This window comes from Gilliamella sp. Lep-s35 (assembly GCF_009795845.1).
Taxonomy (GTDB): domain Bacteria; phylum Pseudomonadota; class Gammaproteobacteria; order Enterobacterales; family Orbaceae; genus Gilliamella.
The window spans coordinates 45,290-67,531 of record NZ_WTEX01000002.1 but is presented as its reverse complement, the minus strand read 5'-3'; the positions used below and the strand labels follow the sequence as shown (position 1 = coordinate 67,531).

21 protein-coding genes and 1 pseudogene are annotated in these 22,242 nt (G+C 35.4%); 5 read left to right on the top strand and 17 right to left on the bottom strand.

Annotation, left to right across the window (positions count from 1 at the left end):
* Positions 1–22: 22 nt before the first annotated feature.
* The 15 genes from ftsZ to mraZ form a co-directional block, all read right to left on the bottom strand.
* Positions 23–1,165 (bottom strand): cell division protein FtsZ, encoded by a 1,143-nt coding sequence (gene ftsZ, locus GQ590_RS01130; protein WP_160405994.1) that lies wholly within the window; start codon positions 1,163–1,165, stop codon positions 23–25.
* A gap of 81 nt (positions 1,166–1,246) precedes the next feature.
* A complete protein-coding gene (ftsA, locus tag GQ590_RS01125) occupies positions 1,247–2,500 on the bottom strand; it encodes a cell division protein FtsA (RefSeq protein ID WP_160405993.1) in 1,254 nt (417 codons plus the stop codon).
* Positions 2,501–2,521: 21 nt separating this feature from the next.
* Complete coding sequence (locus GQ590_RS01120) at positions 2,522–3,355, bottom strand: FtsQ-type POTRA domain-containing protein (RefSeq protein WP_160405992.1); 834 nt, start codon at positions 3,353–3,355, stop codon at positions 2,522–2,524.
* A gap of 13 nt (positions 3,356–3,368) precedes the next feature.
* Positions 3,369–4,277, bottom strand: coding sequence for a D-alanine--D-alanine ligase (locus tag GQ590_RS01115; RefSeq protein ID WP_160405991.1), 909 nt, complete (start codon positions 4,275–4,277; stop codon positions 3,369–3,371).
* Positions 4,278–4,279: 2 nt separating this feature from the next.
* Positions 4,280–5,728 (bottom strand): UDP-N-acetylmuramate--L-alanine ligase, encoded by a 1,449-nt coding sequence (murC, locus tag GQ590_RS01110; RefSeq protein WP_160405990.1) that lies wholly within the window; start codon positions 5,726–5,728, stop codon positions 4,280–4,282.
* Positions 5,729–5,864: 136 nt separating this feature from the next.
* On the bottom strand, positions 5,865–6,917 hold the full coding sequence (gene murG / locus GQ590_RS01105; protein WP_160405989.1) for an undecaprenyldiphospho-muramoylpentapeptide beta-N-acetylglucosaminyltransferase: 1,053 nt from the start codon (positions 6,915–6,917) through the stop codon (positions 5,865–5,867).
* Positions 6,917–8,068 carry a cell division protein FtsW gene (gene ftsW, locus GQ590_RS01100; RefSeq protein WP_160405988.1) on the bottom strand — a complete coding sequence of 384 codons (1,152 nt, stop codon included), beginning with the start codon at positions 8,066–8,068 and terminating at the stop codon, positions 6,917–6,919. Before ftsW ends, murG begins: the two co-directional genes overlap by 1 nt.
* Positions 8,065–9,399, bottom strand: a complete 1,335-nt coding sequence (gene murD / locus GQ590_RS01095; protein ID WP_160405987.1) for a UDP-N-acetylmuramoyl-L-alanine--D-glutamate ligase — start codon at positions 9,397–9,399, stop codon at positions 8,065–8,067. Before murD ends, ftsW begins: the two co-directional genes overlap by 4 nt.
* A gap of 25 nt (positions 9,400–9,424) precedes the next feature.
* Positions 9,425–10,507, bottom strand: coding sequence for a phospho-N-acetylmuramoyl-pentapeptide-transferase (mraY, locus tag GQ590_RS01090; protein ID WP_160405986.1), 1,083 nt, complete (start codon positions 10,505–10,507; stop codon positions 9,425–9,427).
* An 18-nt stretch (positions 10,508–10,525) separates the two neighbouring features.
* Positions 10,526–11,881 carry a UDP-N-acetylmuramoyl-tripeptide--D-alanyl-D-alanine ligase gene (murF, locus tag GQ590_RS01085; protein WP_160405985.1) on the bottom strand — a complete coding sequence of 452 codons (1,356 nt, stop codon included), beginning with the start codon at positions 11,879–11,881 and terminating at the stop codon, positions 10,526–10,528.
* A complete protein-coding gene (murE, locus tag GQ590_RS01080) occupies positions 11,878–13,404 on the bottom strand; it encodes a UDP-N-acetylmuramoyl-L-alanyl-D-glutamate--2,6-diaminopimelate ligase (RefSeq protein WP_202112824.1) in 1,527 nt (508 codons plus the stop codon). The genes murF and murE overlap by 4 nt, the downstream gene beginning before the upstream one ends.
* 37 nt (positions 13,405–13,441) lie before the next feature.
* Positions 13,442–15,220: a peptidoglycan glycosyltransferase FtsI gene (gene ftsI / locus GQ590_RS01075; RefSeq protein WP_160405983.1), complete on the bottom strand. Its 1,779-nt coding sequence runs from the start codon at positions 15,218–15,220 to the stop codon at positions 13,442–13,444.
* Positions 15,220–15,603 carry a cell division protein FtsL gene (gene ftsL / locus GQ590_RS01070; RefSeq protein ID WP_160405982.1) on the bottom strand — a complete coding sequence of 128 codons (384 nt, stop codon included), beginning with the start codon at positions 15,601–15,603 and terminating at the stop codon, positions 15,220–15,222. Before ftsL ends, ftsI begins: the two co-directional genes overlap by 1 nt.
* The gene (rsmH, locus tag GQ590_RS01065; protein WP_160405981.1) at positions 15,596–16,531 is read right to left on the bottom strand and encodes a 16S rRNA (cytosine(1402)-N(4))-methyltransferase RsmH; all 936 of its coding nucleotides are present in this window, start codon (positions 16,529–16,531) and stop codon (positions 15,596–15,598) included. The genes ftsL and rsmH overlap by 8 nt, the downstream gene beginning before the upstream one ends.
* 16 nt (positions 16,532–16,547) lie before the next feature.
* Entirely contained in the window at positions 16,548–16,994 is a 447-nt protein-coding gene (gene mraZ / locus GQ590_RS01060) for a division/cell wall cluster transcriptional repressor MraZ (protein WP_065637023.1), read from the bottom strand.
* A gap of 662 nt (positions 16,995–17,656) precedes the next feature.
* Between mraZ and GQ590_RS01055 the strand changes: the two genes are divergently transcribed.
* The 5 genes and pseudogenes from GQ590_RS01055 (at position 17,657) to GQ590_RS01035 (ending at position 20,253) form a co-directional block, all read left to right on the top strand.
* Entirely contained in the window at positions 17,657–17,956 is a 300-nt protein-coding gene (locus GQ590_RS01055) for an IS3 family transposase (protein ID WP_037486845.1), read from the top strand.
* A gap of 83 nt (positions 17,957–18,039) precedes the next feature.
* Positions 18,040–18,270, top strand: a complete 231-nt coding sequence (locus GQ590_RS01050; RefSeq protein ID WP_160405980.1) for an IS3 family transposase — start codon at positions 18,040–18,042, stop codon at positions 18,268–18,270.
* Positions 18,254–18,469, top strand: coding sequence for an IS3 family transposase (locus GQ590_RS01045; protein WP_160405979.1), 216 nt, complete (start codon positions 18,254–18,256; stop codon positions 18,467–18,469). Before GQ590_RS01050 ends, GQ590_RS01045 begins: the two co-directional genes overlap by 17 nt.
* A 23-nt stretch (positions 18,470–18,492) precedes the next feature.
* A pseudogene (locus GQ590_RS01040) lies at positions 18,493–18,720 on the top strand (HAAAP family serine/threonine permease); the annotation flags it as partial.
* 165 nt (positions 18,721–18,885) lie between these two features.
* Entirely contained in the window at positions 18,886–20,253 is a 1,368-nt protein-coding gene (locus tag GQ590_RS01035; protein ID WP_160405978.1) for an L-serine ammonia-lyase, read from the top strand.
* A gap of 337 nt (positions 20,254–20,590) precedes the next feature.
* Here the strand turns inward: GQ590_RS01035 and GQ590_RS12215 are convergent, their stop codons facing one another.
* Together GQ590_RS12215 and mpl are read right to left on the bottom strand one after the other, a co-directional pair.
* Positions 20,591–20,698 (bottom strand): helix-turn-helix transcriptional regulator, encoded by a 108-nt coding sequence (locus tag GQ590_RS12215; RefSeq protein WP_202112822.1) that lies wholly within the window; start codon positions 20,696–20,698, stop codon positions 20,591–20,593.
* Positions 20,699–20,790: 92 nt separating this feature from the next.
* Entirely contained in the window at positions 20,791–22,182 is a 1,392-nt protein-coding gene (gene mpl, locus GQ590_RS01025; protein WP_160405977.1) for a UDP-N-acetylmuramate:L-alanyl-gamma-D-glutamyl-meso-diaminopimelate ligase, read from the bottom strand.
* Positions 22,183–22,242 lie beyond the last annotated feature (60 nt).

Here is a 22,242-nt window from a genome sequence, read left to right as displayed (position 1 = left end):
TAAAAAATCAAATAAGTTCATTTTAATTTGCTTGCTTACGAATGAAAGCAGGAATATCTAAAATCTCACGATTATCAAGAGGAGAAACCGTTGGCTCATTAACAACTTTAGCTAATTTCTCTTCTGATTGTCCTAACTCATTATTTTGGCCAAATAATGCATTGTTTGGTGGAATTGTTTTAGGCATTTTAACTTCTGGACGTTTATCTATACCGATGCCGGTCGCAACCACTGTTACTCGTATTTCATCAGACATATCAGGATCAAAAGTTGTACCAACAACAACTGTCGCATTGTCAGAAGCAAACGCACGAACCGTACTACCAACAGTTTCAAACTCTTCTAAGCCAAGATCTAATCCTGCTGTTACATTTACCAATACGCCTCGGGCGCCCGATAAATCGATATCTTCAAGTAAAGGACTGGAAATTGCCATTTCAGCGGCTTCTTCTGCACGATTATCACCACTAGCTCGTCCAGACCCCATCATTGCATATCCCATTTCAGACATCACGGTTCTTACGTCAGCAAAGTCGACATTGATATGACCAGGTTTAGTAATAAGCTCAGCTATACCTTGTACTGCACCTTTTAAAACACCATTAGCTGCCGCAAAAGCATCAAGTAATTTAACACCGCGACCTAATACTTTTAATAATTTGTCATTTGGAATAGTTATTAGTGAATCAACATGCTTTGCTAATTCAGCAATGCCTTGTTCAGCAAAGGCCATACGCTTTTTACCTTCAAAACCAAAAGGCTTAGTAACAACAGCAACAGTTAGAATACCTAACTCTTTTGCTATTTCAGCAACGACTGGGGCAGCACCTGTTCCAGTTCCCCCCCCCATTCCTGCGGCAATAAAGACCATATCCGCACCTTCAATAGCACTACGGATGACCTCACGATCTTCTTCAGCTGAGTTCCTACCAACTTCTGGGTTAGCACCTGCGCCAAGCCCTTTAGTTACATTAGTACCAATTTGAATAGTTTGACCTACCTTAATTCTTTTTAATGCCTGCGCATCTGTATTTGCCGCAAAAAATTCAACACCTTCAATATGCTCGGCAATCATATGCTCGACGGCATTACCACCGCCACCACCGACACCAATAACTTTAATGACTGCTGCTGGTTCATCATCTGCAACCATAGGCTCAAACATAACTTATCTCCAAATTTACGATCTTGAAACATTGTACAGATAATCATCTACAATGTCCACGAAGTTCTTGAAATATATTAGCTAAAATTCTTTTTTAAACCAACCGGTCAATCGTTTAGCTATCCCTTTTAATGATGATTTATTACTATCTTTAGTATCATCATTTAATAAACTCTGTTTTCCATAATGTAATAACCCTATGGTTGTTGAACAATATGGTTTTTGTACATAATCAGTTAACCCTGATATATTTAGTGGTTGCCCAATACGAACTTGATTTTGAAAAACTTTTTCAGCACACTCAACCATTCCTTTGATTTGAGCAGCTCCGCCTGTTAACACAATTCCTGCGGCTAACTGATATTTGACATTCTGTTTTTTAAGCTCTTCTTGCAATGTAAGTAACTCTTTTTTTACCAACAAAAGCAATTCCGAATAGCGAGGCTCAATTACATCAACAAGGGTTTGCCGTTGCAATGAACGAGAAGGCCTACCGCCAACACTTGGTACATCAATAACTTCATCTTTACCAATTAATGAACCAACAGCGCATCCATAACGAATTTTAATATTTTCAGCATCCATCGGTGGTGCACCAAATGCATAGGCAATATCACTAGTAACCACATTACCTGCATATGGAATTACAACAGAATGACGTAAAGCACCACCAGTATAAACTGTCACATCCATTGTGCCACCGCCCATATCAATAACGCAGACACCTAATTCTTTTTCATCATCGGTTAAAACAGCATAACTAGAAGCTAACCCTGAAAAAATAAGTTGGTCAACTTTCAATCCACAACGTTCAACCGCTTTAACAATATTCCTAGCCATATCATTATGACAGGTGACTAAATGAACTTTGGCTTTCATTCTTACGCCAGATAAGCCGATAGGATTTTTAATTCCTTCTTGCAAATCAATAGAGTATTCTTGTGCAATAACGTGCAAAATACGATGCTCATCTAAAATTCTGACTGATTTTGCAGTATGAACAACATTATCAACGTCTTCCGCTGTTACTTCTTCATCCGCTATTGGCACCATACCTATTTCATTTTGACAACGAATATGTTTACCTGAAAGACTTAAATATACTGAAGATATTTGACAATCCGCCATTAGTTCAGCTTGTTCAATTGCTCGTTGGATCGATTTTACAACAGCCTCTAGATCGTTAACCCCTCCTTTATCAACCCCTTTTGATGGACAGTGTCCTACTCCAATAATATTAATAATACCATCGGGAAGAACCTCGCCAACAAGAGCAAGTACTTTAGAGGTACCAACTTCTAGTCCAACAACCAATTTTTTTTCTGTTGCTTTCATACTTCAGCCTTCATTTATTCCTTACTGCACCATTTTTGCTTTTTGCACTGAAATACCATTTTCGTAACGTAAATCAGCGACCATTATTCTTTCGTTTTCTGGCAACCTTGATTGAATTTCAGGAAATAATTTAATAAATTGTTGATATCGCTGTTCAATATTTTCATTGCCTAACAATAACTTTATTTCCTGATTTTCAATACAAAAACCAGATACGCACCGCTCTACCATTAATTGCCATGCATTTCGCTCATCAGTTATAGCCGCTTTAATTTGTAATGCTAACTGATTATTCGCTAGTTTTTTGGAAAGACCCTCTAATTTATAATAAGTCTCTAACGCTGATTTTGCTTTTCCCTCAGGTCCATATAGCCTTGGCAATTGTAATTTAGTAATACGGTCAAGTGGTACACTAAAAATATTGCCATTTTCATCAAGTAAAAATAGATCATTCCAATAAATTGCTGGTCTATACTCTTCCACATAAACAATTAACCTATTAGGCCACTGTTTACGCACACTTGTTTGCTTAACCCATGGAAATCGCATCACTTCTTGTTGGATATCATTCACATCTTGTCCAATATAAGTGTTAGGTAACCCTAATCCAAGAATAGCCTCACGAAGATCATTCTCAGTTGTATAAGTATAATCACCACTTAACGTTAATTGTGACAATACCATTTGTTCGGGATCATCCATCCAATTTTTGAAGCTTTGTACAACCCAAATACAAATAAAAATAATCATAATAAAAAACAAAAATCCTATTAATTGTTCAGTATTACGAAAGATAAGCAACCGCCTTCTATTTTTATCTTCTCGTCTATGCGCTGCCTGCCTAACTTGCTTCATAAAATAAGGTCAACTATAGTGTTGCCAAATTTAAGATTTTGGCCACAAGTTCATTAAATGACCAACCATATTGTTTGGCTGCCATTGGCACTAAACTATGATCTGTCATACCTGGCGCTGTATTAACTTCAAGCAAATACGGATTTTGATTAGCATCAAACATAATATCTACCCGTCCCCAACCTCTGCATCCCACAGCTTTATAAGCCTCTAATGCTAATTTACGAATCTCTTGCTCTTTATTATCTGACAATCCACTAGGGCAAAAGTATTGTGTTGAGTTTGATAAATACTTTGCATCATAATCATAAAATTCAGTAGTGGGTTGAATGCGAATTGTAGGTAAAACTTCTTCGCCTACAATTGCAACTGTAAATTCTGGACCTGCTAAAAATGACTCAACCATTACAATGCTATCATATTTGAAAGCTACATTAATAGCAGACTGTAATTCAGATGCTTCATTAACTCTGGTCATACCAACACTTGAACCTTCATGACTTGGTTTTACAAACAATGGTAAACCAAGTTGTTTAACAATAGCATCTGTATCAATTGATTGTGATTTGTCTATTATAACATAATCAGCAACAGGTAAATTAAGTGATTTCCAAACTAATTTAGTTTTTAACTTATCCATCGTTAACGCAGATGATAAAACATCACTACCTGTATAAGGGATATTTTGATAAGTCAAAATTGCTTGAATAATACCATCTTCGCCACCTCGCCCATGCAAAATAACAAAAGCTTTTGTATAACCTTGTTCTTTCAAATTGGTAACAAGAAGCTCTTTTGTATCAATAAGATGAGCATCAATACCATTTGCCAACAATCCTGCATGCACTGCTTTACCTGACTTAAGTGATACTTCTCGCTCAGCAGAAGTACCACCGTACAATACAGCAACTTTATCAACCATTTTTATAAATCCTCTTTTGAAAATAATTGAGTTTGGGCTAATTGGCGCGCAATACGACCAACACTACCGGCTCCTTGTGTAATTAACAAATCACCACCTTGTAATATTTCTTGCATAATTTCTGGCAATAAATTTAAATCAGAAACATAAATTGGATCAACTTTGCCTCGATTACGTATTGAACGGCACAAAGAGCGGCTGTCTGCACCAGCAATAGGTTGTTCCCCTGCTGAATAAACATCTAACATTACAAGTGCATCAACTTGAGAAAGTACTTGTGCGAAATCATCAAATAGATCGCGAGTACGTGTATATCGATGGGGTTGAAATAACATTACAAGCCGTCGATCTGGCCAACCATTTTTTGCAGCCTGAATTGTTGCATTAACCTCACTAGGATGATGACCATAATCATCAACCACCATAATATCACCACCATCAACATGAGGAAAAACACCTAATAAATCAAAACGTCGACTAGTACCAGCAAATTTAGCCAATGCATTGATAATTGATTCATCATCAATGCCATCTTCAGTTGCCGCAATAATTGCAGCTACCGAATTTAAGGCGTTATGTTTACCGGGTGCATTTAGTTCAATCTGCAAATCTGGGCAGTTTGGGCGACAAACGGTGTAATAACTGACTCCTTGTTTCTGACGATAATTTTTAATGACAACATCAGCATCTTCACTAAACCCATAAGTAATTATTTTACGTCCTACAATCGGTAATAATTCACGATTAATAGAATCGTCGTAACACATAATAGCTAAGCCATAAAATGGAAGATTACGTAAAAATGAAATAAATGTTTGTTTAAGATTATCAACACTTCCTTGATATGTATCCATATGGTCTGGCTCGATATTTGTTACAATAGAGACCATTGGTTGCAAATGAAGAAATGATGCATCGCTTTCATCTGCTTCAGCAATAAAATAACGACTATTACCTAATCTAGCATGTGTTCCTGCCGCCTTAACTAAGCCACCATTGACAAATGTTGGATCAAGTTTTGCTTCGGCATAAATAGCAGTAACCATTGCGGTAGTGGTAGTTTTTCCATGTGTACCAGCAATAGCTATTCCATAACGAAAACGCATTAGTTCAGCCAACATTTCAGCACGTTGAATCACAGGGATACGCGCTTCACGTGCTGCAATTACTTCAACGTTATCTTGTGAAATAGCCGAAGATATAACAACAACACTAGAGTTAAGCACGTTTTCAGCAGCATGACCAATAACAATTTTTGCACCTAATGTTTCAAGATGTTGAGTGACCGCATTTTCAGCGATGTCTGAACCACTGATTTTGTAACCTTCATTAGTTAGAACTTCAGCGATTCCCCCCATACCGGCGCCACCAATCCCCACAAAGTGGATATGATTGACTCGTTTCATTTGAGGAATAATTGCTCTTAACTCCGCTAACTCCCTTGTATTCACTATTGGACTCCTAAATTCTTCTTTTTATTGTGTAGTGTAATGCCTTATATCATCATGGCTTATTTGTATCGCAATTATTTTTCTTAGCTTACACAAATTATTGCTCCAACTACATAAGATTTATATCTAAATTCTACTATTTTATCACTGACTCAAGGTTTTTAGCTACTTTTTCAGTGGAATTTACAATAGATAGGCTTTTAGCTTTAATTGCCATTTCAAGTAACTTATTGCGATGCAAATTTAATAACAAATTTGATAGTGATTCAACGTTAAAATCTGGTTGCTCTATAATATGGGCAGCGCCTATATCCGCTAATGATTTTGCATTCCAAAACTGCTGGCGATCTTTATGCATAAATGGCACAAAAATAGCGCCAATACCAACGACCTCAATTTCACTAACAGTTAATGCACCACTGCGACAAATCACAACATCAGCCCAATTGTATGCATCTGCAATATCAGATATAAATTCCGTCACTTTATTATTGGTCATATCACAATTTTGATAAGACTGAGTTACCGAATCTAACATTCCTTTACCTGTTTGATGCCATACCTCATATTTATCGGACAATTTTGCCATCACTTGAGGTACAATATCATTAATAATTTTAGCTCCTTGGCTTCCCCCCATGACCAACACTCTAATTGATCCATTACGATTTTTAAATCTTTCTTCAGGTTTTGCAACCGTTAAAAGATCACTTCGTACAGGGTTACCAACTACTTCAGCCTTAGAAAAAGCGGTAGGAAATGCCTGCAAAACTTTAGTTGCAATTTTAGCTAGCCACTTGTTGGTTAAACCGGCTATACCATTTTGTTCATGCACTACAACCGGTATACCAAGTGTTTTGGCTGCAATCCCCCCTGGGCCTGAAACATATCCTCCCATGCCTAGAACAACATCGGGGCGATAAGTTTTTAAAATTTTTCTAGCTTGCAAAACTGCTTTTAAAATTTTATAAGGCGCTTTTAATAATGCCATCACACCTTTGCCTCGTAACCCTGATATTTCGATAAAATCAATATCAATACCATTTTCAGGAACTAAGTGTGCTTCCATTCGATCGGCAGTCCCTAACCATCTTACTTGCCAACCTTGCTTCATTAAATATTGCGCCACAGCAATACCAGGAAAAACATGCCCCCCAGTTCCACCTGCCATAACTAATAACTTTTTCATTATTTTATTAACCTTATTCGTGCTTGCGCTTGTTGTTGTCTAAATTCAAAATCTATTCTGAGCAGTATTGCAACTGCAATACTCATCACAATAAGGCTTGAACCACCATAACTGATAAATGGTAATGTTAATCCTTTAGTTGGTAACATACCGGATGTAACTCCGACGTTAACAAACGTTTGAAAACCAAACCATATACCTATTTCACAGGCTAAATAACCTGAAAACAGTGAGCCTTCATTCAACGCTCGATAACCAATTGCTAGCGCTTTAAATGTCAAAAAGAAAAGTAATGACAATAAAGCAACTACCCCTATATATCCATATTCTTCAGAAATAATCGAAAAAATAAAATCAGTATGACATTCAGGTAGGTAACCTAATTTTAAGATAGAATTCCCCATACCTTGCCCAGTAATACCGCCACTACCAATTGCCATTAATGATGCAACTAGTTGATAACCAGAACCTGTTGCATCTTGCCAAGGGTCAAGAAAAGTTAACAGCCTTGTTAAACGGTATGCTTCGTATAAAATCAAACAAATTACAACACCAACCCCCGTTAACAAAATAGCAATAAATTGCCACAATTGTGCACCAGCAATAAATAAAATACCGATAGTTACCATAAATAAGACGATAACTGTACCTAAATCAGGTTGTTTAAGTAACAAAACTGAGAGTATGGCCATAACAACCATTGGTTTAAAAAAGCCCCAAAAGCCATTTTTTACTTCTTCACATTTACGTGATAAATAACCGGCTAAAAATAAAAATAAAGCTAACTTTGAAAGCTCTGCAGGCTGAAAATTAAACACACCTAGAGGTATCCAACGAGATGCTCCGTTAATTGAAGCACCAATACCAAGTACAACAACTAACATAATAATAGCAACAATCAGTAATATTGAGCTAAACTGTTGCCAACGCTGCATCGGAATATACAATGTAATAAACATTAAAAATAACGATAGTCCTAACTGAATGAGCTCTCGTTGTGTATAAAAAAAAGGGTTACTTTCATTAAATGACATCGAAGCTGATGTCACCATAATCAAACCAAATATCATTAAACCTAGCACAGTCCAAAGTAGTTGGTTATCAAATGGTACATGTGGGTTAACTTGTTTTTTTAACCAAAAAAATGTCATTTTTTACCTCTTTGAGCATATTTTTTGGCTAATTTTGCAAATTGATTTCCTCGTTCAATATAATTTTTAAATTGATCTAAACTTGCACAAGCAGGAGAAAGTAATACTACATCATTTGATATTGCTTTTTGAGCAATGATTTGCATCGATTCAGCCATTGTTTCAGTTATTGTTGTTATATTAGGAGCTAATTTACCAAGCAAATAACGATCTCGCCCAAAACAGAAAACCTCAAGATTGTTATTTTGTAAGTAAGGTAATAGAGGAGAAAAATCAGCTGATTTGCCATCTCCCCCTAATAATAAGTATAGTTTACCGTGGCAAATCACACTTTTTAGCGCTGCTTGAGTACTACCTACATTGGTCGCTTTAGAATCATTAATCCACTTTACCCCGTTTTGCTCAAAAACAAGTTCAAAACGATGTGGCAAACCTTGAAACGAAGCAATTGTTGCTAAGCTTGATTGTCGTGGAATATTTAATTTATCAGCAATTGCTAAAGCTGCCAATGCATTAAGATAATTATGGCACCCAATTAGTTTTATTACTTTAGTTTCTAATACGCTTTGTTCTTGTGCAATTAGGTGTTCATAATAGATATCTAAATGATAATCACCTTTATTCACACCAAATGAAACACAGTTGCTTTGTTTATCAGTTGGAATAGTTAATTTATCATCATGGTTAATTACACAATATTTTGCATTATGATAAATACGTTGCTTAGCCTCGACATATTGCATTAAACCAAGAGGATACCGATCCATATGATCTTCTGAAATATTTAAAATTGTTGCAACAGTTGCTTGCAAATTATATGTTGTTTCTAGCTGGAAACTTGATAATTCAAGAACATATACATCGTATTCCTGCTTTAAAAGGGATAATGCAGGTTCGCCTATATTTCCGCCAACCCCAACTTTAATACCAGATGATTTGATTATATCACCAACCAACGTTGTCACCGTTGTTTTACCATTAGCTCCTGTGATCGCAACAATTTTTTTATTTGGTTGCAGATTAACTTCACGACAAAAAAGTTCTATATCACCAATAATTTCGATACCTTTTTCAGCTGCTTTTTTCAATTCTGGAGTTGATAATGCAATGCCTGGGCTAGTGATAATTAAATCAGCTTTTAACAACCAATCAATATTTAAGTCACCTAAATGATAATTAACACGATTATCTAATTGCTCTAATCCTTGTGGCTTTAAACGAGTATCAATTACCTTGGGGATAACGTTTTGATCAAGAAAATAATCAACACAAGAAAGACCTGTAATACCTAATCCAATAATTACAACATTTTTGCCCTGATAGCTAACCATGATTCAATCCTGATCTATGTTTAAATTAACGTAATTTTAGAGTTAATAATCCAATTAAAACTAACATTAATGAAATAATCCAAAAACGCACAATAACTCTAGGCTCTGGCCAACCTTTTAATTCATAGTGATGATGAATCGGTGCCATTTTAAATATCCGTTTACCTCGTAATTTATATGAACCTACTTGTAGAATCACAGATAAAGTTTCGATAACAAAAATTCCACCCATAATTAGTAATAAAAATTCTTGTCGTAATAAAACAGCAATAATTCCAAACACACCACCCAAAGCTAATGAGCCAACATCCCCCATAAAAACCATAGCAGGATAGGTGTTAAACCATAAAAAACCAAGTCCTGCGCCAATAATTGCGGTACAGACAATCATTAATTCGCCACTGAATTTGATATAAGGAATATGTAGGTAATCAGCAAAATTAACATTTCCTGTTGCCCAAGAGACAAGGGCAAAACCAGCAGCAACAAAAACAGTTGGCATAATGGCAAGCCCATCAAGCCCATCGGTTAAATTAACAGCATTTCCAGCCCCAACAATCACAATGTAACTAAGTAGAATAAATAATAATCCTAATTGAGGCATAACATCTTTAAAAAATGGTAAAACAAGTACGGTTACCGAGCTATCTTTTCCGTAAACATAAAGACCAAAAGCAACAATTAACGCAATAACCGATTGCCAAAAATACTTCCATTTTGCAATAAGGCCTGCACTATTTTTGCGGATTACCTTTAAATAATCATCAATAAAGCCAATAATGCCATAACCAATTAAAACAAATAAGGTTACCCAAACATAAGGATTACGAAGGTTTGCCCATAAAAGTACCGATAATACGATAGATGCTAAAATAAGCACTCCTCCCATAGTGGGAGTTCCCTTTTTACTTAAATGTGATTCTGGTCCATCATGACGGATGACTTGCCCAATTTGCAATTTTTGCAATCTATCAATAACTTTCTGACCAAAAAATAAAGAAATTGCTAAAGAAGTTAATAACCCTAAAATAGCTCTTACAGTTAAATAAGAGATAACATTAAAAAAGGTAAAATGTTTCACTAAATATTCTGATATCCACACCAACATAATTTTAATCCTAACGCTTTATTGCTTAATTTGAATTTTTTCGATGATTTCTTCCATTTTTGCACTACGAGAACCTTTAACTAGCATAGTTAAAGTTGGGTGTTGACGTAATAACGTTAACAGAAAATTTGCTGCATCTTGTTTGTTATTAAAATGGTGCCCCTCACCACTATACTGACTAATAAATTGACTTAATTTGCCAATACTTACTACACAATCAAGCTTTTCATCGCGAGCAAGTTCGCCTATTTGTCGATGATATTTTTCAGATTCAGGCCCTAGTTCCCCCATATCGCCAACGACCAAAACTCGATAGCCTGGCTGTTTTGCCAACACTTTTATTGCTGCCGACATTGAGCCAACATTAGCATTATAAGAATCATCCCAAATTAATTGGGTTTGATTTAATCTTATTGGGAATAATCGACCTTTTACTGGTTTTAAAGTGGCTAAACCTTGCTGTATCTGATTAAATGTTGCACCAACAGAGAGTGCTAAAGCTGATGCTGCGATAGCATTTGAAACATTATGCTCACCAATTAAAGGTAATATAATAGGGCATTCACCGTTTGGTGTATGTAATGTAAAAGTTGTATTTTCAGCATATTGAATGTTACTTGCGTAAAAATCGGCCGACAAGTTTGCCAACGAAAATGTCCAAACAATCTTATTTGTTAACTGAGTAGACCATTTATCAGAACAACTATCCAAATTAATGATAGCAATACCATCTTTAGATAAACCTTCAAAAATCTCACCTTTAGCCACTGCCACGCCATCAAGTGAACCAAAACCTTCTATATGTGCTTCAGCAATATTATTAATTAAAGCACTATCAGGTTTTACAATATTTGTAGTATAAGCAATTTCACCGATATGATTTGCACCTAATTCTATTACAGCAAACTGATCTTGTTTAGTTAATCTCAACATTGTCAATGGCACGCCAATATCATTATTGAAATTACCTTGTGTATAGAGGGTTTGCCCGCAATTTTGTAAAATGGCAGCAGTCATTTCTTTAACTGATGTTTTACCTGATGAGCCTGTAAGTGCCACAATTTTTGCAGCACTTTGTTGGCGGACAAAATTCGCAATTTTCCCTAAAGCTAGGCGAGTATCTTTGACAACAATCTGCGGTATTGTTTTATCAAGTTTATGATCTACGATCACAGCTATAGCACCATCTTTAATAGACTGCACTGCAAAAGCATGTCCATCAAAATGATTACCAACAAGTGCAATAAATAAAGATTGTTTAGTAATCATTCGAGAATCGGTACAAATAGCGTCAATAACACTATTTTCGTCTTGAATATAATAAGAGTTACCATTCACTATTTCTTTTATTTGTTTAATTTTTACTGGAATCATGATTGATTCTCTACTCCTAGAAGTTTTTTCACTGTTTCTTGATCTGAATAGTGATATTTGATTTTACCAACTATTTGGTAGTCCTCATGTCCTTTACCTGCAATTAAAATTACATCATTTGGTTCTGCTTGATTCAATGTTTGTTTAATAGCTTCAACCCTATCGGTAATGATTTGTATGTTGCCAGTACGATGTAAACCTTGTTGAATATCATCAATGATCTTCATTTCATCTTCAGTGCGTGGATTATCATTAGTCAAAACAATTTTATCAGCAAATTGTTCAGCTACCTTTGCCATCAAAGGTCTTTTACCTGTATCCCTATCACCACCACAACCAAAAATCACCCATAGCGTTCCTTGGCAATGAATTCGGCTTGCTTGCAACGCTTTTTGTAAAGCATCTGGGGTATGAGCATAATCAACAATAACTGTTGGATTATCTTTTACATGTAAAACTTCCATTCGTCCACAAATGGGAGTCAAAAAAGAGGCCATATTCACTACAGAAAAAAATGGATAGTTCAATGTTAAAAGTGTCGCTATAGCCAATAACAAATTAGAAACATTAAATTCACCTAATAACCGGCTGTTGACAATAGCATTTCCCCAACTTGAATCTATATGAATTTTAGCACCTTTATCATGATATTCGATCATCGAAACTCCAACATAAGGCTTGTTTAAAGACTTCAACTGGCGCAATGATTTAGGCTGACATGATACAGCTGTTACATCTCGTAGTTTATCAATCCATCGTTTACCATATTTGTCATCATAATTAACAATTGATTTACCTGAACTTAAAACTTGTTTTTCTTTTTCATCAGAACTAAATAACGACCATTTTGCTTTTGCATATTTACTCATTGTCTTATGGTAATCAAGATGATCGCGACTCAAATTGGTAAATACGGTAGCTGCACAATTTAGCCCTTTAACCCGATCCATGGCAAGTCCATGTGAGGAAATTTCCATCGTTACAACTTTGACCTGTTTCTCTACAAATTCAGCTAATAAAGTTTGCACATCTACTGCCGATAACGTTGTATTAACTGATGGCTCAAGTTCATTATAAATTCCATTACCAATAGTTCCCATTAGTGCTGTTTTTTTATTTAACAATGTTGTGCATTGAGCAATAAGCTGACTAACGGTTGTTTTTCCATTGGTTCCTGTTACCCCAATAACAGATAATTTTTTTGATGGAGAATGATAAAACTCATTAGCAATCACAGATAGGCGTTGTGAAAGCTGAAAAACACTAATTTGTGGGATTACTGATTTATTATCGTGCTCAAGATACTTAATTGTTAAATTACTTGATTTTCGATTTGTTTCAACTATAACAGCAACCGCACCAGATGAAATGGCTTGAGGAATAAATTCTCGTCCATCAACCGTATGTCCTTTGATAGCAACAAACACATCACCTTTTTCTACTTTACGACTATCAATGCGTAAATGATTAAGCGGAAAGTCCTCTAATTTTAGTTGATTACTTCCGCCTAACAATTCAAACAATCTCTTAAAAGTGCTTATAGCTATCATTTCCTACCTATTAATAAATAATCATTTGACCATCAACTTGACGATCGGGTTTTACATTCATTGTTCTTAATACTCCGCCCATAATACGGCTAAAGACGGGGGCTGAAACCGAACCACCATAATATTGACCCGCTTTAGGATTATCAATCACAACTACAAGGGAGTATTTTGGTCCTGTTGCTGGTGCAATACCTGCGGTATACGCTAAATATTGATTAACATATCTGCCACCAGCTAATTTTTTAGCTGTTCCTGTTTTAACACCTACGCTATACCCAGGAACTGATGCTTTGGTACCCCCCCCTGTTACAGCTACCGCTTCCATCAATTGCACAACTGTTTTAGCTACTTTTTCTGAAACCACACGTTCACCTTTAACAGGTTTGTTGACTTTTAAAATAGAAACAGGTCGATAGATACCATAACTACCAATGGTCGCATAAGCTCTTGCCAATTGTAATGGAGTCACACTTAACCCATATCCAAAAGCAAATGTTGCTCGTTCAATATCCGCCCATTTTCTGGTTCTATCTGCTGCAATAGAACCGCTCACTTCCCCACCTAGGCCAAGCCCTGTTGGTTGCCCCAATCCAAACCGGCTATAGAACTCTACCAGATCACCCTGCTGCATTTGCAAAGCGAGCTTACTTACGCCAACATTACTTGATTTTTCTAAGATACCAGCCAAATTTAATGTTTTTTGATATGACACATCTTTAATTTCATAGCGATTAACATAAAACGGTCTAGTATCAATAATAGTATTTAAGTTAGCAATTTTTTTTTCTAAAGCAGCCATTACAACTAGCGGTTTAACCGTAGAGCCTGGTTCAAACGCATCAGTAACAGCTCTATTTCTCAATAAATTATAATCAATTGATGAACGGTTATTAGGATTATAAGATGGGCTAGTTGCCATCGCTAAAATCTCACCAGTATGTACATCAATCAATACCGCTGTTCCACTGTCTGCTTTGTTAAATTTAACTGCTTGACTAAGTTCACTATATACAAGTGATTGTAAACGCTCGTCTATACTTAATATTAAGTCTGATGCCTTTTCGCTTTCTGTACGTTGCAATTCCTCAATTACACGACCTACTCGATCTCGGCGAACTATTCTTTGCCCTGCTTCACCAATTAACCACTGATTAAAGCTTTTTTCGATCCCCTCAGAACCTTTTTCTGTTCCATTTTCATCTATTTCTGTTAAACCAATTAATTGAGCAATATTTTCTGCTGCTGGATAGTAACGTTTAGATGTTTTTGCAAATGATATTCCTGGTAATTTTAGTTTTTTTAAATAATCAGATATCGTTGGTGTTACTTGCCTAGATAAATAAACAAATCGCATCGATGAGTTAGTTAATTTTTGTTTTAATATTGGCATTGGAATATTTAATGTTTTAGCTAATCCCTGCCACCGAATATCATCCGCTTTAACCCCTCCTTTTTTTACAACGATTTTGGGATCTGCCCAAACATCAAACATCGGTACACTTACGGCTAACGCACGCCCATTACGATCAGTAATCATTGCTCTTGGTGCATCCATTTCTTGGTGACGAAGTGAGCGTTTATTACCTTCAGCAATAAGCTTTTCAGGCTCAATAATTTGTAACAATGCCATTCGAACAATAAGGCAAATAATCGCAAAAATAATTAAACCATATATAATATAAAAACGATTGGGTGTAAAAAACTGCTTTTTACTATTCAACTTATTGGCTTTAGTTGTTTTTGTAGCCTTTTTTACTTTATTGTTTTTATATTTAGTGACGGGTTTCATTATTTACTCTTTATCACAATAACTGTTTCATTTTGCGGTATGACATAAGACATACCTAATTGATTCTTAGCTCTTTCTTCCACTCGTTTGGGATCGGCTAAGACATTTTCTTCAATAACTAGATTTCGCCATTCACTTTCTAATACATCTTGTTCTAATAAAAGTTGCTCACGCTCAAAGAGCTGCTTACGAACCTGTTGAGTTGTTATTAATACCGCACCAGCAGAAATAACAATCATTACAAGTAATAATAATGAAAGTTTTTGATGACCAAATAAATCACTAATAATTAAGCCACATAAACTTCTACTTGGCCTTTTTTGAATCTCTTTATCAATATAGGTGTTATCTCGAAAAGTATCATTGTATTGGTTGCTATCCATTTTTTCTTTCTGCTACCCTTAATATTGCGCTTCGAGAACGCGGGTTATTTTTAATTTCAATAGCACTTGGTTTAATTTTTCCAAGGGATTTTAATTTAGCATCACCATATTGTTTAATTTGTTGTTCTGTCAAAGGTAGTCGAGCTGGTAAATTAGGGCCTTTACTTTGCTTGCTAATAAATTGCTTTACAATTCTATCCTCTAAGGAATGAAAGCTAATAACTGCAAGTCTTCCATGATGAGCAAGTACAGATAAACTACTATTTAATGCTTGCTGAATCTCTTCCAATTCACTATTAATATAAATACGGATAGCCTGAAAACTACGTGTAGCAGGGTGCTTATTTTTATCTTTTCTTGGTGTTGCTTTTTCAATTAAATTAGCCAACTCTAAAGTACGGGTGATTGGCGAAACTTTATTTTGCTCCACGATCGATCGAGCAATACGTTTGGCAAATTTTTCTTCACCAAATGTTTTTAACACCCATGAAATATCATCTTCATCACTGCTAAGTAACCATTCGCTTGCTGTTAAACCTTTATGGTTATTCATGCGCATATCAAGTGGCCCATCTCGCATAAATGAAAACCCTCTTTCAGGATCATCAAGTTGTGGGGATGAAACACCAAGATCTAACAAAAGTCCATCAATCTTACCTAATAGTTCAAAATTATTAATATATTGGTAAATATTTGAAAACTCGCCCCTAATAAAAGTAAATCGAGGATCTGTTATTTGTAAAGCAACTTGCTCAGCACGCTCATCACGATCAATCGCAATTAATCGACCTTGTGGACCAAGTTGTTCAAGTATTAAACGAGAATGACCGCCTCGCCCAAAGGTACCATCAACATAAATACCCTCTTTTTTTATATTTAGTGCGTTTACAGCTTCGTTTAATAAAACAGTTTTGTGTTGGTAATCCATCAATCTTTTACTCTTATTAAATAGTTAAATTTTTTAAATTATCTGATAAGTTTTCAATATCCGTTGGTAATGCGGCAATATCGTCTTTAATTTGTTGATACCAAATTACCTCATCCCAAATTTCGAATTTATTAGATTGACCAACAAACATTGTATTTTTTTCTAATTTAGCATAAGTACGTAACGTAGGTGGTAATAAAATTCGACCTGAATTATCCATTAAACACTCAGTTGCATAACCCAATAATAGCCTCTTAATTCTACGTTCAGCTTCTACAATCGTTGATAATGTCGCAAGTTGCTGCTCTATACATTTCCATTCAGATAAAGAGTAGAGAGTTAAGCAAGGATGGTATAAACCAATTGTGCAAACCATACCTTCAGATAAAGATTCACGGTAGCGAGTAGGAATAGCTAACCGCCCTTTATTATCTAGATTGATTGAAATTGCACCACTGAACATAAAAGTATCATTATTTATAAATTTTCTGTTATTTTTAAATTCTAAAAATCAAAATGTTAGTTAAAAACTTATTTTTACCACTTACCCCCACTTTTTACCACAATTTTTCACAAAATAATAGGTCGTTAATTAATTATTTACAATAGATTGATTTTATTATCAAAATAAAATAATTCTACACTGATACCTAAGGTTTGCCGTTACTTAAAAATCAAACGAAGCAGTAGACTAGAGAATATTCACTAATTTTTATCTATCTGATTTTTATTGTCTTTATACATAAACGTAGTGCACTTCTGAACCTTTTTAACAAAAACTCTACTGTTTTGATTTATTTAGATAAACTGTGTGATAACCAGCGTATCAATCAAAAATCGACAAAAATCACCTGCTCACAAACAAATGGAAAATGGAAAACCGAAAACGTAATATGAACTTTAAATTGAAATGTGGCATAATCAACAAATATTTAGTGATAAAAAAGACAACAAAAACTTAAATGTTTTATTAATTTTTATAATACCGTTAAACTGCACAAAATGATTTCAAGGAAAACGCTTTATACGTTTTTAGAGGATCAGTCAGCCTGGATCGGCCACACTAAATCATACAACTTTTTTAAGGGGTAAGGTAAACTTATCACAACTAAAAAAGGAACAAATATGAATAAGATTAAACGCAAAAGACGAACATTCACAGATGATTTTAAACAGCAAATGGTCAGTCTTTATCAACATGGTAAATCACGTAGTGAAATCGTTGCAGAATATGATTTGACACCATCAGCATTGGACCGTTGGATAACGCAAGCAAGCCAAAGCGGCTCATTTAAAACAAAAGATAATCGCAGTCCACAAGAACAAGAGTTAATCGCGTTGCGCAAAGAGCTTAAACAACTCCGTATGGAAAACGATATCCTAAAGCAAGCAGCACTGATAATAGGGCGAAAATCGCTATCCTAAAAGCAAATCGACATCGTTATAGCATAACAAAACTATGTCAATATTTAGGATTATCAAGATATTATGCTTATTATCAGTGTAAATTGAATAGACAAAAATCAGTAGGGCTTTATGCCGATAAAATCGTGACACTATTTAATCGTAGCTATCAGTCTTATGGCACAAGGCGAATTCGTTTTGATTTACAGAAAGAGAATATTTGGGTGTCACGCCGTTACATTGCTCGGGTGATGAAAGCCTTATTGTTAATATCAAAATACACCGTTAAACGCTATCAATCTCACACTACGGAAGTGAATGAAACCGCTGCATGACAATGCGGTAGCGGAAGCGACATTTAAAACAATTAAAACGGAATTTGTAAAAGGCCAACGTTTTAACTCAACGGCTGAGTTACAACGAGCTTTTTCGGCTTATGCTTATTGGTATAATCATAAACGATTACATTCTTCGCTAGGCTACTTGCCTCCCGTTGAATTTAAAAAACACTTACCCTTTAATTGTTTTGTTTGAAAATGTGTTGCCATTCCACTATTGTCTTTATGTTTGTAACAGCATGGGGCGTTGCAACGCTTAATCCAAGCATTTTAGGTTTGATTGAGTCACTTGGCGGTCCAATTTTAGCAATATTATTGTTTTTGATGCCAATGTATGCCATTCATAAATTACCTGTTTTGGCAAAATATTGTGGCAAGTTAAGTAATATTTTTATTGTTGTGATGGGTGTTGTTGCGATTTCAGCAGCTATCTATAATTTATTGTAAAATTTGCTTAATTGACTATAGATAATTTATTCGTTTTTGATCGGCAAAATTGGTTAGTATATGTCGATGAGTGGTGTTTTATTAATAAAATAGATTATAAGTAAATTTATAAAGATATAATTAGGCTAGCACGATTTATTTGTGCAGCCTCAAAAAGGAAAAAATATGAGTTCGGTATTTGAAATATTTAAAATTGGTATTGGACCTTCAAGTTCGCATACAGTAGGACCAATGAGAGCAGGGAAAGCATTTATAGATCAACTTATTAGTAACGAAATAATGCCGTCAGTAACAAAAATTGTGGCGGATGTTTATGGTTCTTTGTCGTTAACTGGTAAAGGCCATCAAACTGATATTGCTATCATTATGGGGTTAGCTGGTGAAATGCCTGATATTGTTAATATTGATAATATCCCTGTTTTTATCGAGAAATTGAGCCAAACTGGCCGCTTACCTATTTATAATAATCGTTATGAAATCGATTTTCCTTTGGATAGTTGTATGATGTTTCATTCAAAATTTTTACCGTTACACGAAAACGGTATGACGCTAAGTGCCTATAATGGAAATACATTATTATTTCAAAAAACATATTACTCTGTCGGAGGAGGCAAAATTGTTGAAGAGGAAAAATTTGGTCAACAAGAGCAAGATTCTGTAAAACTTCCTTATCCATTCGCTTCAGCTGAGCAATTATTAAAACATTGTGAAGATCACTCATTATCAATTTCTAGTATTATGATGAAAAATGAGCTGCAACTGCACTCTTATGAAGAGATTGATGCGTATTTTTCTCGTGTTGGGCAGACTATTTTAGAGTGTATTAAGCGTGGAATGAATACCGAAGGGTTATTACCTGGGCCTCTTAAAGTTCCTCGTCGTGCGTTTTCATTATATCGTCAATTGTCTACTACTAAAGATAAAATTATTAGTGATCCAATGGTTATTATTGATTGGGTAAATATGTTTGCACTTGCCGTAAGTGAAGAAAATGCCGCGGGTGGACGTGTGGTGACAGCACCAACAAATGGGGCATGTGGCATTATTCCTGCAGTACTTGCTTATTATGATAAATTTATCAACGAAGTAACACCTGATATTTACATTCGATTCTTTTTGACATGTGGTGCTATTGGGCAACTTTACCAAATTAATGCATCGATTTCTGGTGCAGAAGTTGGTTGTCAAGGCGAGGTTGGCGTTGCTTGTTCTATGGCTGCAGCTGGACTTGCTGAACTTTTAGGTGGGAATCCTGAGCAAGTTTGTATGGCTGCTGAAATTGCGATGGAGCATAACTTAGGATTGACTTGTGATCCTGTTGCTGGTCAAGTGCAGGTACCTTGTATTGAGCGTAATGCGATTGCTGCAGTAAAATCAATCAATGCAACAAGAATGGCTTTAAGACGAATCACAGCCGCCAAAGTATCGTTAGACAAAGTAATTAAAACGATGTATGAAACAGGTAAAGATATGAATGCCAAATATCGAGAAACATCGCGTGGTGGACTTGCAATTACTGTTCATTGTAATTAGCTTTCGTTATTTGTTGTATTGTCTTGGCCGATTTTGTAATCGGCCAAGACTTAAATAGTTTTAATCAGCGGTAGTTAATTATAAGTGTACTTGGTTGATTTGATTTAATGCTTCCAGCGCATAGTATTGACTTCAGAACGCAGAAAATCATTTTCTGTTAGCACATTTACTTTTTCTGTTTTTATTGTTTTTTGTCTTCTTTTTCGTTTTGGTTGTTCTATCGATGTGTTGTGAATAAGTTCATTATAAGCAAGTAAATTATTAAACTGATCAAGCTCATCTAATCCACGCAGAACAGAAATTAATGTTTGTAATCTAGGAATGTAATTGATTCACCTTACTCAATTCGTTTGATTGTTGCAATCCCAATTTCAGCTTTTCTAGCAAGTTCTTGCTGAGATAAGTTCTTTTCAATTCTAGCCATTTTTATTCTGCGACATAACATGGCAATTATGTCGATATTTTCATTCATGATATATCCTTTGTAGGATATGCCATGTGACAGGCATATCTTTTCTCGCGATTAATATACTGTTATTAAATTAATGGTTGTTCTTCTTGCGCTTTGATTTGCTTTTTTTCTAGACTATCTAAAATCTTTTTATGGATGCCATTAAAACCACCGTTGCTCATAATTAAGATAGCATCTGTTGGTTTAGCTGATTTTGTGATCATTTCAACCAGTAAATCAATATCACCCGTCCAGTGAGCAGGTTGAATACAAGCATCAACGACATCGGCAACTAACCAAGGCAATTGTTCTGGTTGAAAGATAAATATTTCGTCAGCACGGCCAAGTGATGGAGCAAGCTCATCTTTAGATACACCTAATTTCATAGTGTTTGAACGCGGTTCGAGAACAGCTAATATACGACGATTTGCTCCAGTTTTGCTACGTAATGCTTCTAATGTTGCTAAAATTGCTGTTGGGTGATGAGCAAAGTCGTCATAGATTTCGATATTATTAACTTCCCCATAGAGTTCTAAGCGTCTTTTGGCATTGACAAATGAGCCTAATGCTAAACAAGCATCCGCAGGAGCAATTCCTACGTTATGAGCAGCTGCGATTGCCATTAAAGCATTATGCATATTATGTTCGCCTACTAATGAATATTCTACTTCGCCTACTTTTTGATTTTTATAGTAAACAGCAAAATGGCTTGCATCGTTATTGATGCGGTGTGCTAACCAACCTGTTTCTGATTCAGTAAATGTTTGTTCACTCCAACAACCTTTTGCCAATACCGGTTTTAAATTTATATCTTCTTGCGGAGAAATAATAAGCCCTTTGCTTGGCACTAAACGAACTAAATGATGGAATTGTTTTTGGATTGAACTGAGATCATCAAAAATATCAGCATGATCAAATTCCAAATTATTCATGATAAGTGTTTTAGGGCAGTAGTGCATGAATTTTGAACGTTTATCAAAAAATGAGCAGTCATATTCGTCAGCTTCAATAACAAAAAAGTTGCCTTCGCCTAATCTTGCTGAAACTTCAAAATTACCCGGTACTCCACCAATCACAAAGCCTTGTTTATAGCCTTGTTTTTCTAAAATCCAATTGACCATTCCTGCAGTTGTGGTTTTACCATGAGTACCTGCAACCGCAATAACCCAGCGGTTGCATAGCACATTATCATGTAGCCATTGGGGTGCTGAAATATAAGGAATATTATTATCTAAAATATATTCAACACAAGGATTTCCTCTTGATAAGGCATTGCCGATAATGACTAAATCAGGTGTAGACGTCAGTTGTGATGGATCATACCCTTCAATAATATCAATATGCTCTTTTTGTAAAAGCGTACTCATTGGTGGGTAAACATTTTTATCAGATCCAGTTACTTTATGACCTAAAGAACGGGCGATTAATGCAATCCCTGCCATAAATGTGCCACAAATTCCAAGAATATGAATATGCATTTTTAGTCCTTAATACGTAGTATAATTTTTATATTGGTAATGTTGGATAACTATTGTCAA

Excerpts from the sequence above, each read along its gene's own strand:
- rsmH (WP_160405981.1), bottom strand. The coding sequence starts at position 16,531 with ATGGATTACCAACACAAAACTGTTTTATTAAACGAAGCTGTAAACGCA.
- mpl (WP_160405977.1), bottom strand. The coding sequence starts at position 22,182 with ATGCATATTCATATTCTTGGAATTTGTGGCACATTTATGGCAGGGATT.
- murF (WP_160405985.1), bottom strand. The coding sequence starts at position 11,881 with ATGATTCCAGTAAAAATTAAACAAATAAAAGAAATAGTGAATGGTAAC.
- GQ590_RS12215 (WP_202112822.1), bottom strand. The coding sequence starts at position 20,698 with ATGTTATGTCGCAGAATAAAAATGGCTAGAATTGAAAAGAACTTATCT.
- GQ590_RS01045 (WP_160405979.1), top strand. The coding sequence starts at position 18,254 with ATGAAACCGCTGCATGACAATGCGGTAGCGGAAGCGACATTTAAAACA.
- GQ590_RS01120 (WP_160405992.1), bottom strand. The coding sequence starts at position 3,355 with ATGAAGCAAGTTAGGCAGGCAGCGCATAGACGAGAAGATAAAAATAGA.
- GQ590_RS01035 (WP_160405978.1), top strand. The coding sequence starts at position 18,886 with ATGAGTTCGGTATTTGAAATATTTAAAATTGGTATTGGACCTTCAAGT.
- murG (WP_160405989.1), bottom strand. The coding sequence starts at position 6,917 with ATGAAAAAGTTATTAGTTATGGCAGGTGGAACTGGGGGGCATGTTTTT.
- ftsA (WP_160405993.1), bottom strand. The coding sequence starts at position 2,500 with ATGAAAGCAACAGAAAAAAAATTGGTTGTTGGACTAGAAGTTGGTACC.
- ftsZ (WP_160405994.1), bottom strand. The coding sequence starts at position 1,165 with ATGTTTGAGCCTATGGTTGCAGATGATGAACCAGCAGCAGTCATTAAA.
- mraZ (WP_065637023.1), bottom strand. The coding sequence starts at position 16,994 with ATGTTCAGTGGTGCAATTTCAATCAATCTAGATAATAAAGGGCGGTTA.
- ftsL (WP_160405982.1), bottom strand. The coding sequence starts at position 15,603 with ATGGATAGCAACCAATACAATGATACTTTTCGAGATAACACCTATATT.
- mraY (WP_160405986.1), bottom strand. The coding sequence starts at position 10,507 with ATGTTGGTGTGGATATCAGAATATTTAGTGAAACATTTTACCTTTTTT.
- ftsW (WP_160405988.1), bottom strand. The coding sequence starts at position 8,068 with ATGACATTTTTTTGGTTAAAAAAACAAGTTAACCCACATGTACCATTT.
- GQ590_RS01115 (WP_160405991.1), bottom strand. The coding sequence starts at position 4,277 with ATGGTTGATAAAGTTGCTGTATTGTACGGTGGTACTTCTGCTGAGCGA.
- murD (WP_160405987.1), bottom strand. The coding sequence starts at position 9,399 with ATGGTTAGCTATCAGGGCAAAAATGTTGTAATTATTGGATTAGGTATT.
- ftsI (WP_160405983.1), bottom strand. The coding sequence starts at position 15,220 with ATGAAACCCGTCACTAAATATAAAAACAATAAAGTAAAAAAGGCTACA.
- GQ590_RS01055 (WP_037486845.1), top strand. The coding sequence starts at position 17,657 with ATGAATAAGATTAAACGCAAAAGACGAACATTCACAGATGATTTTAAA.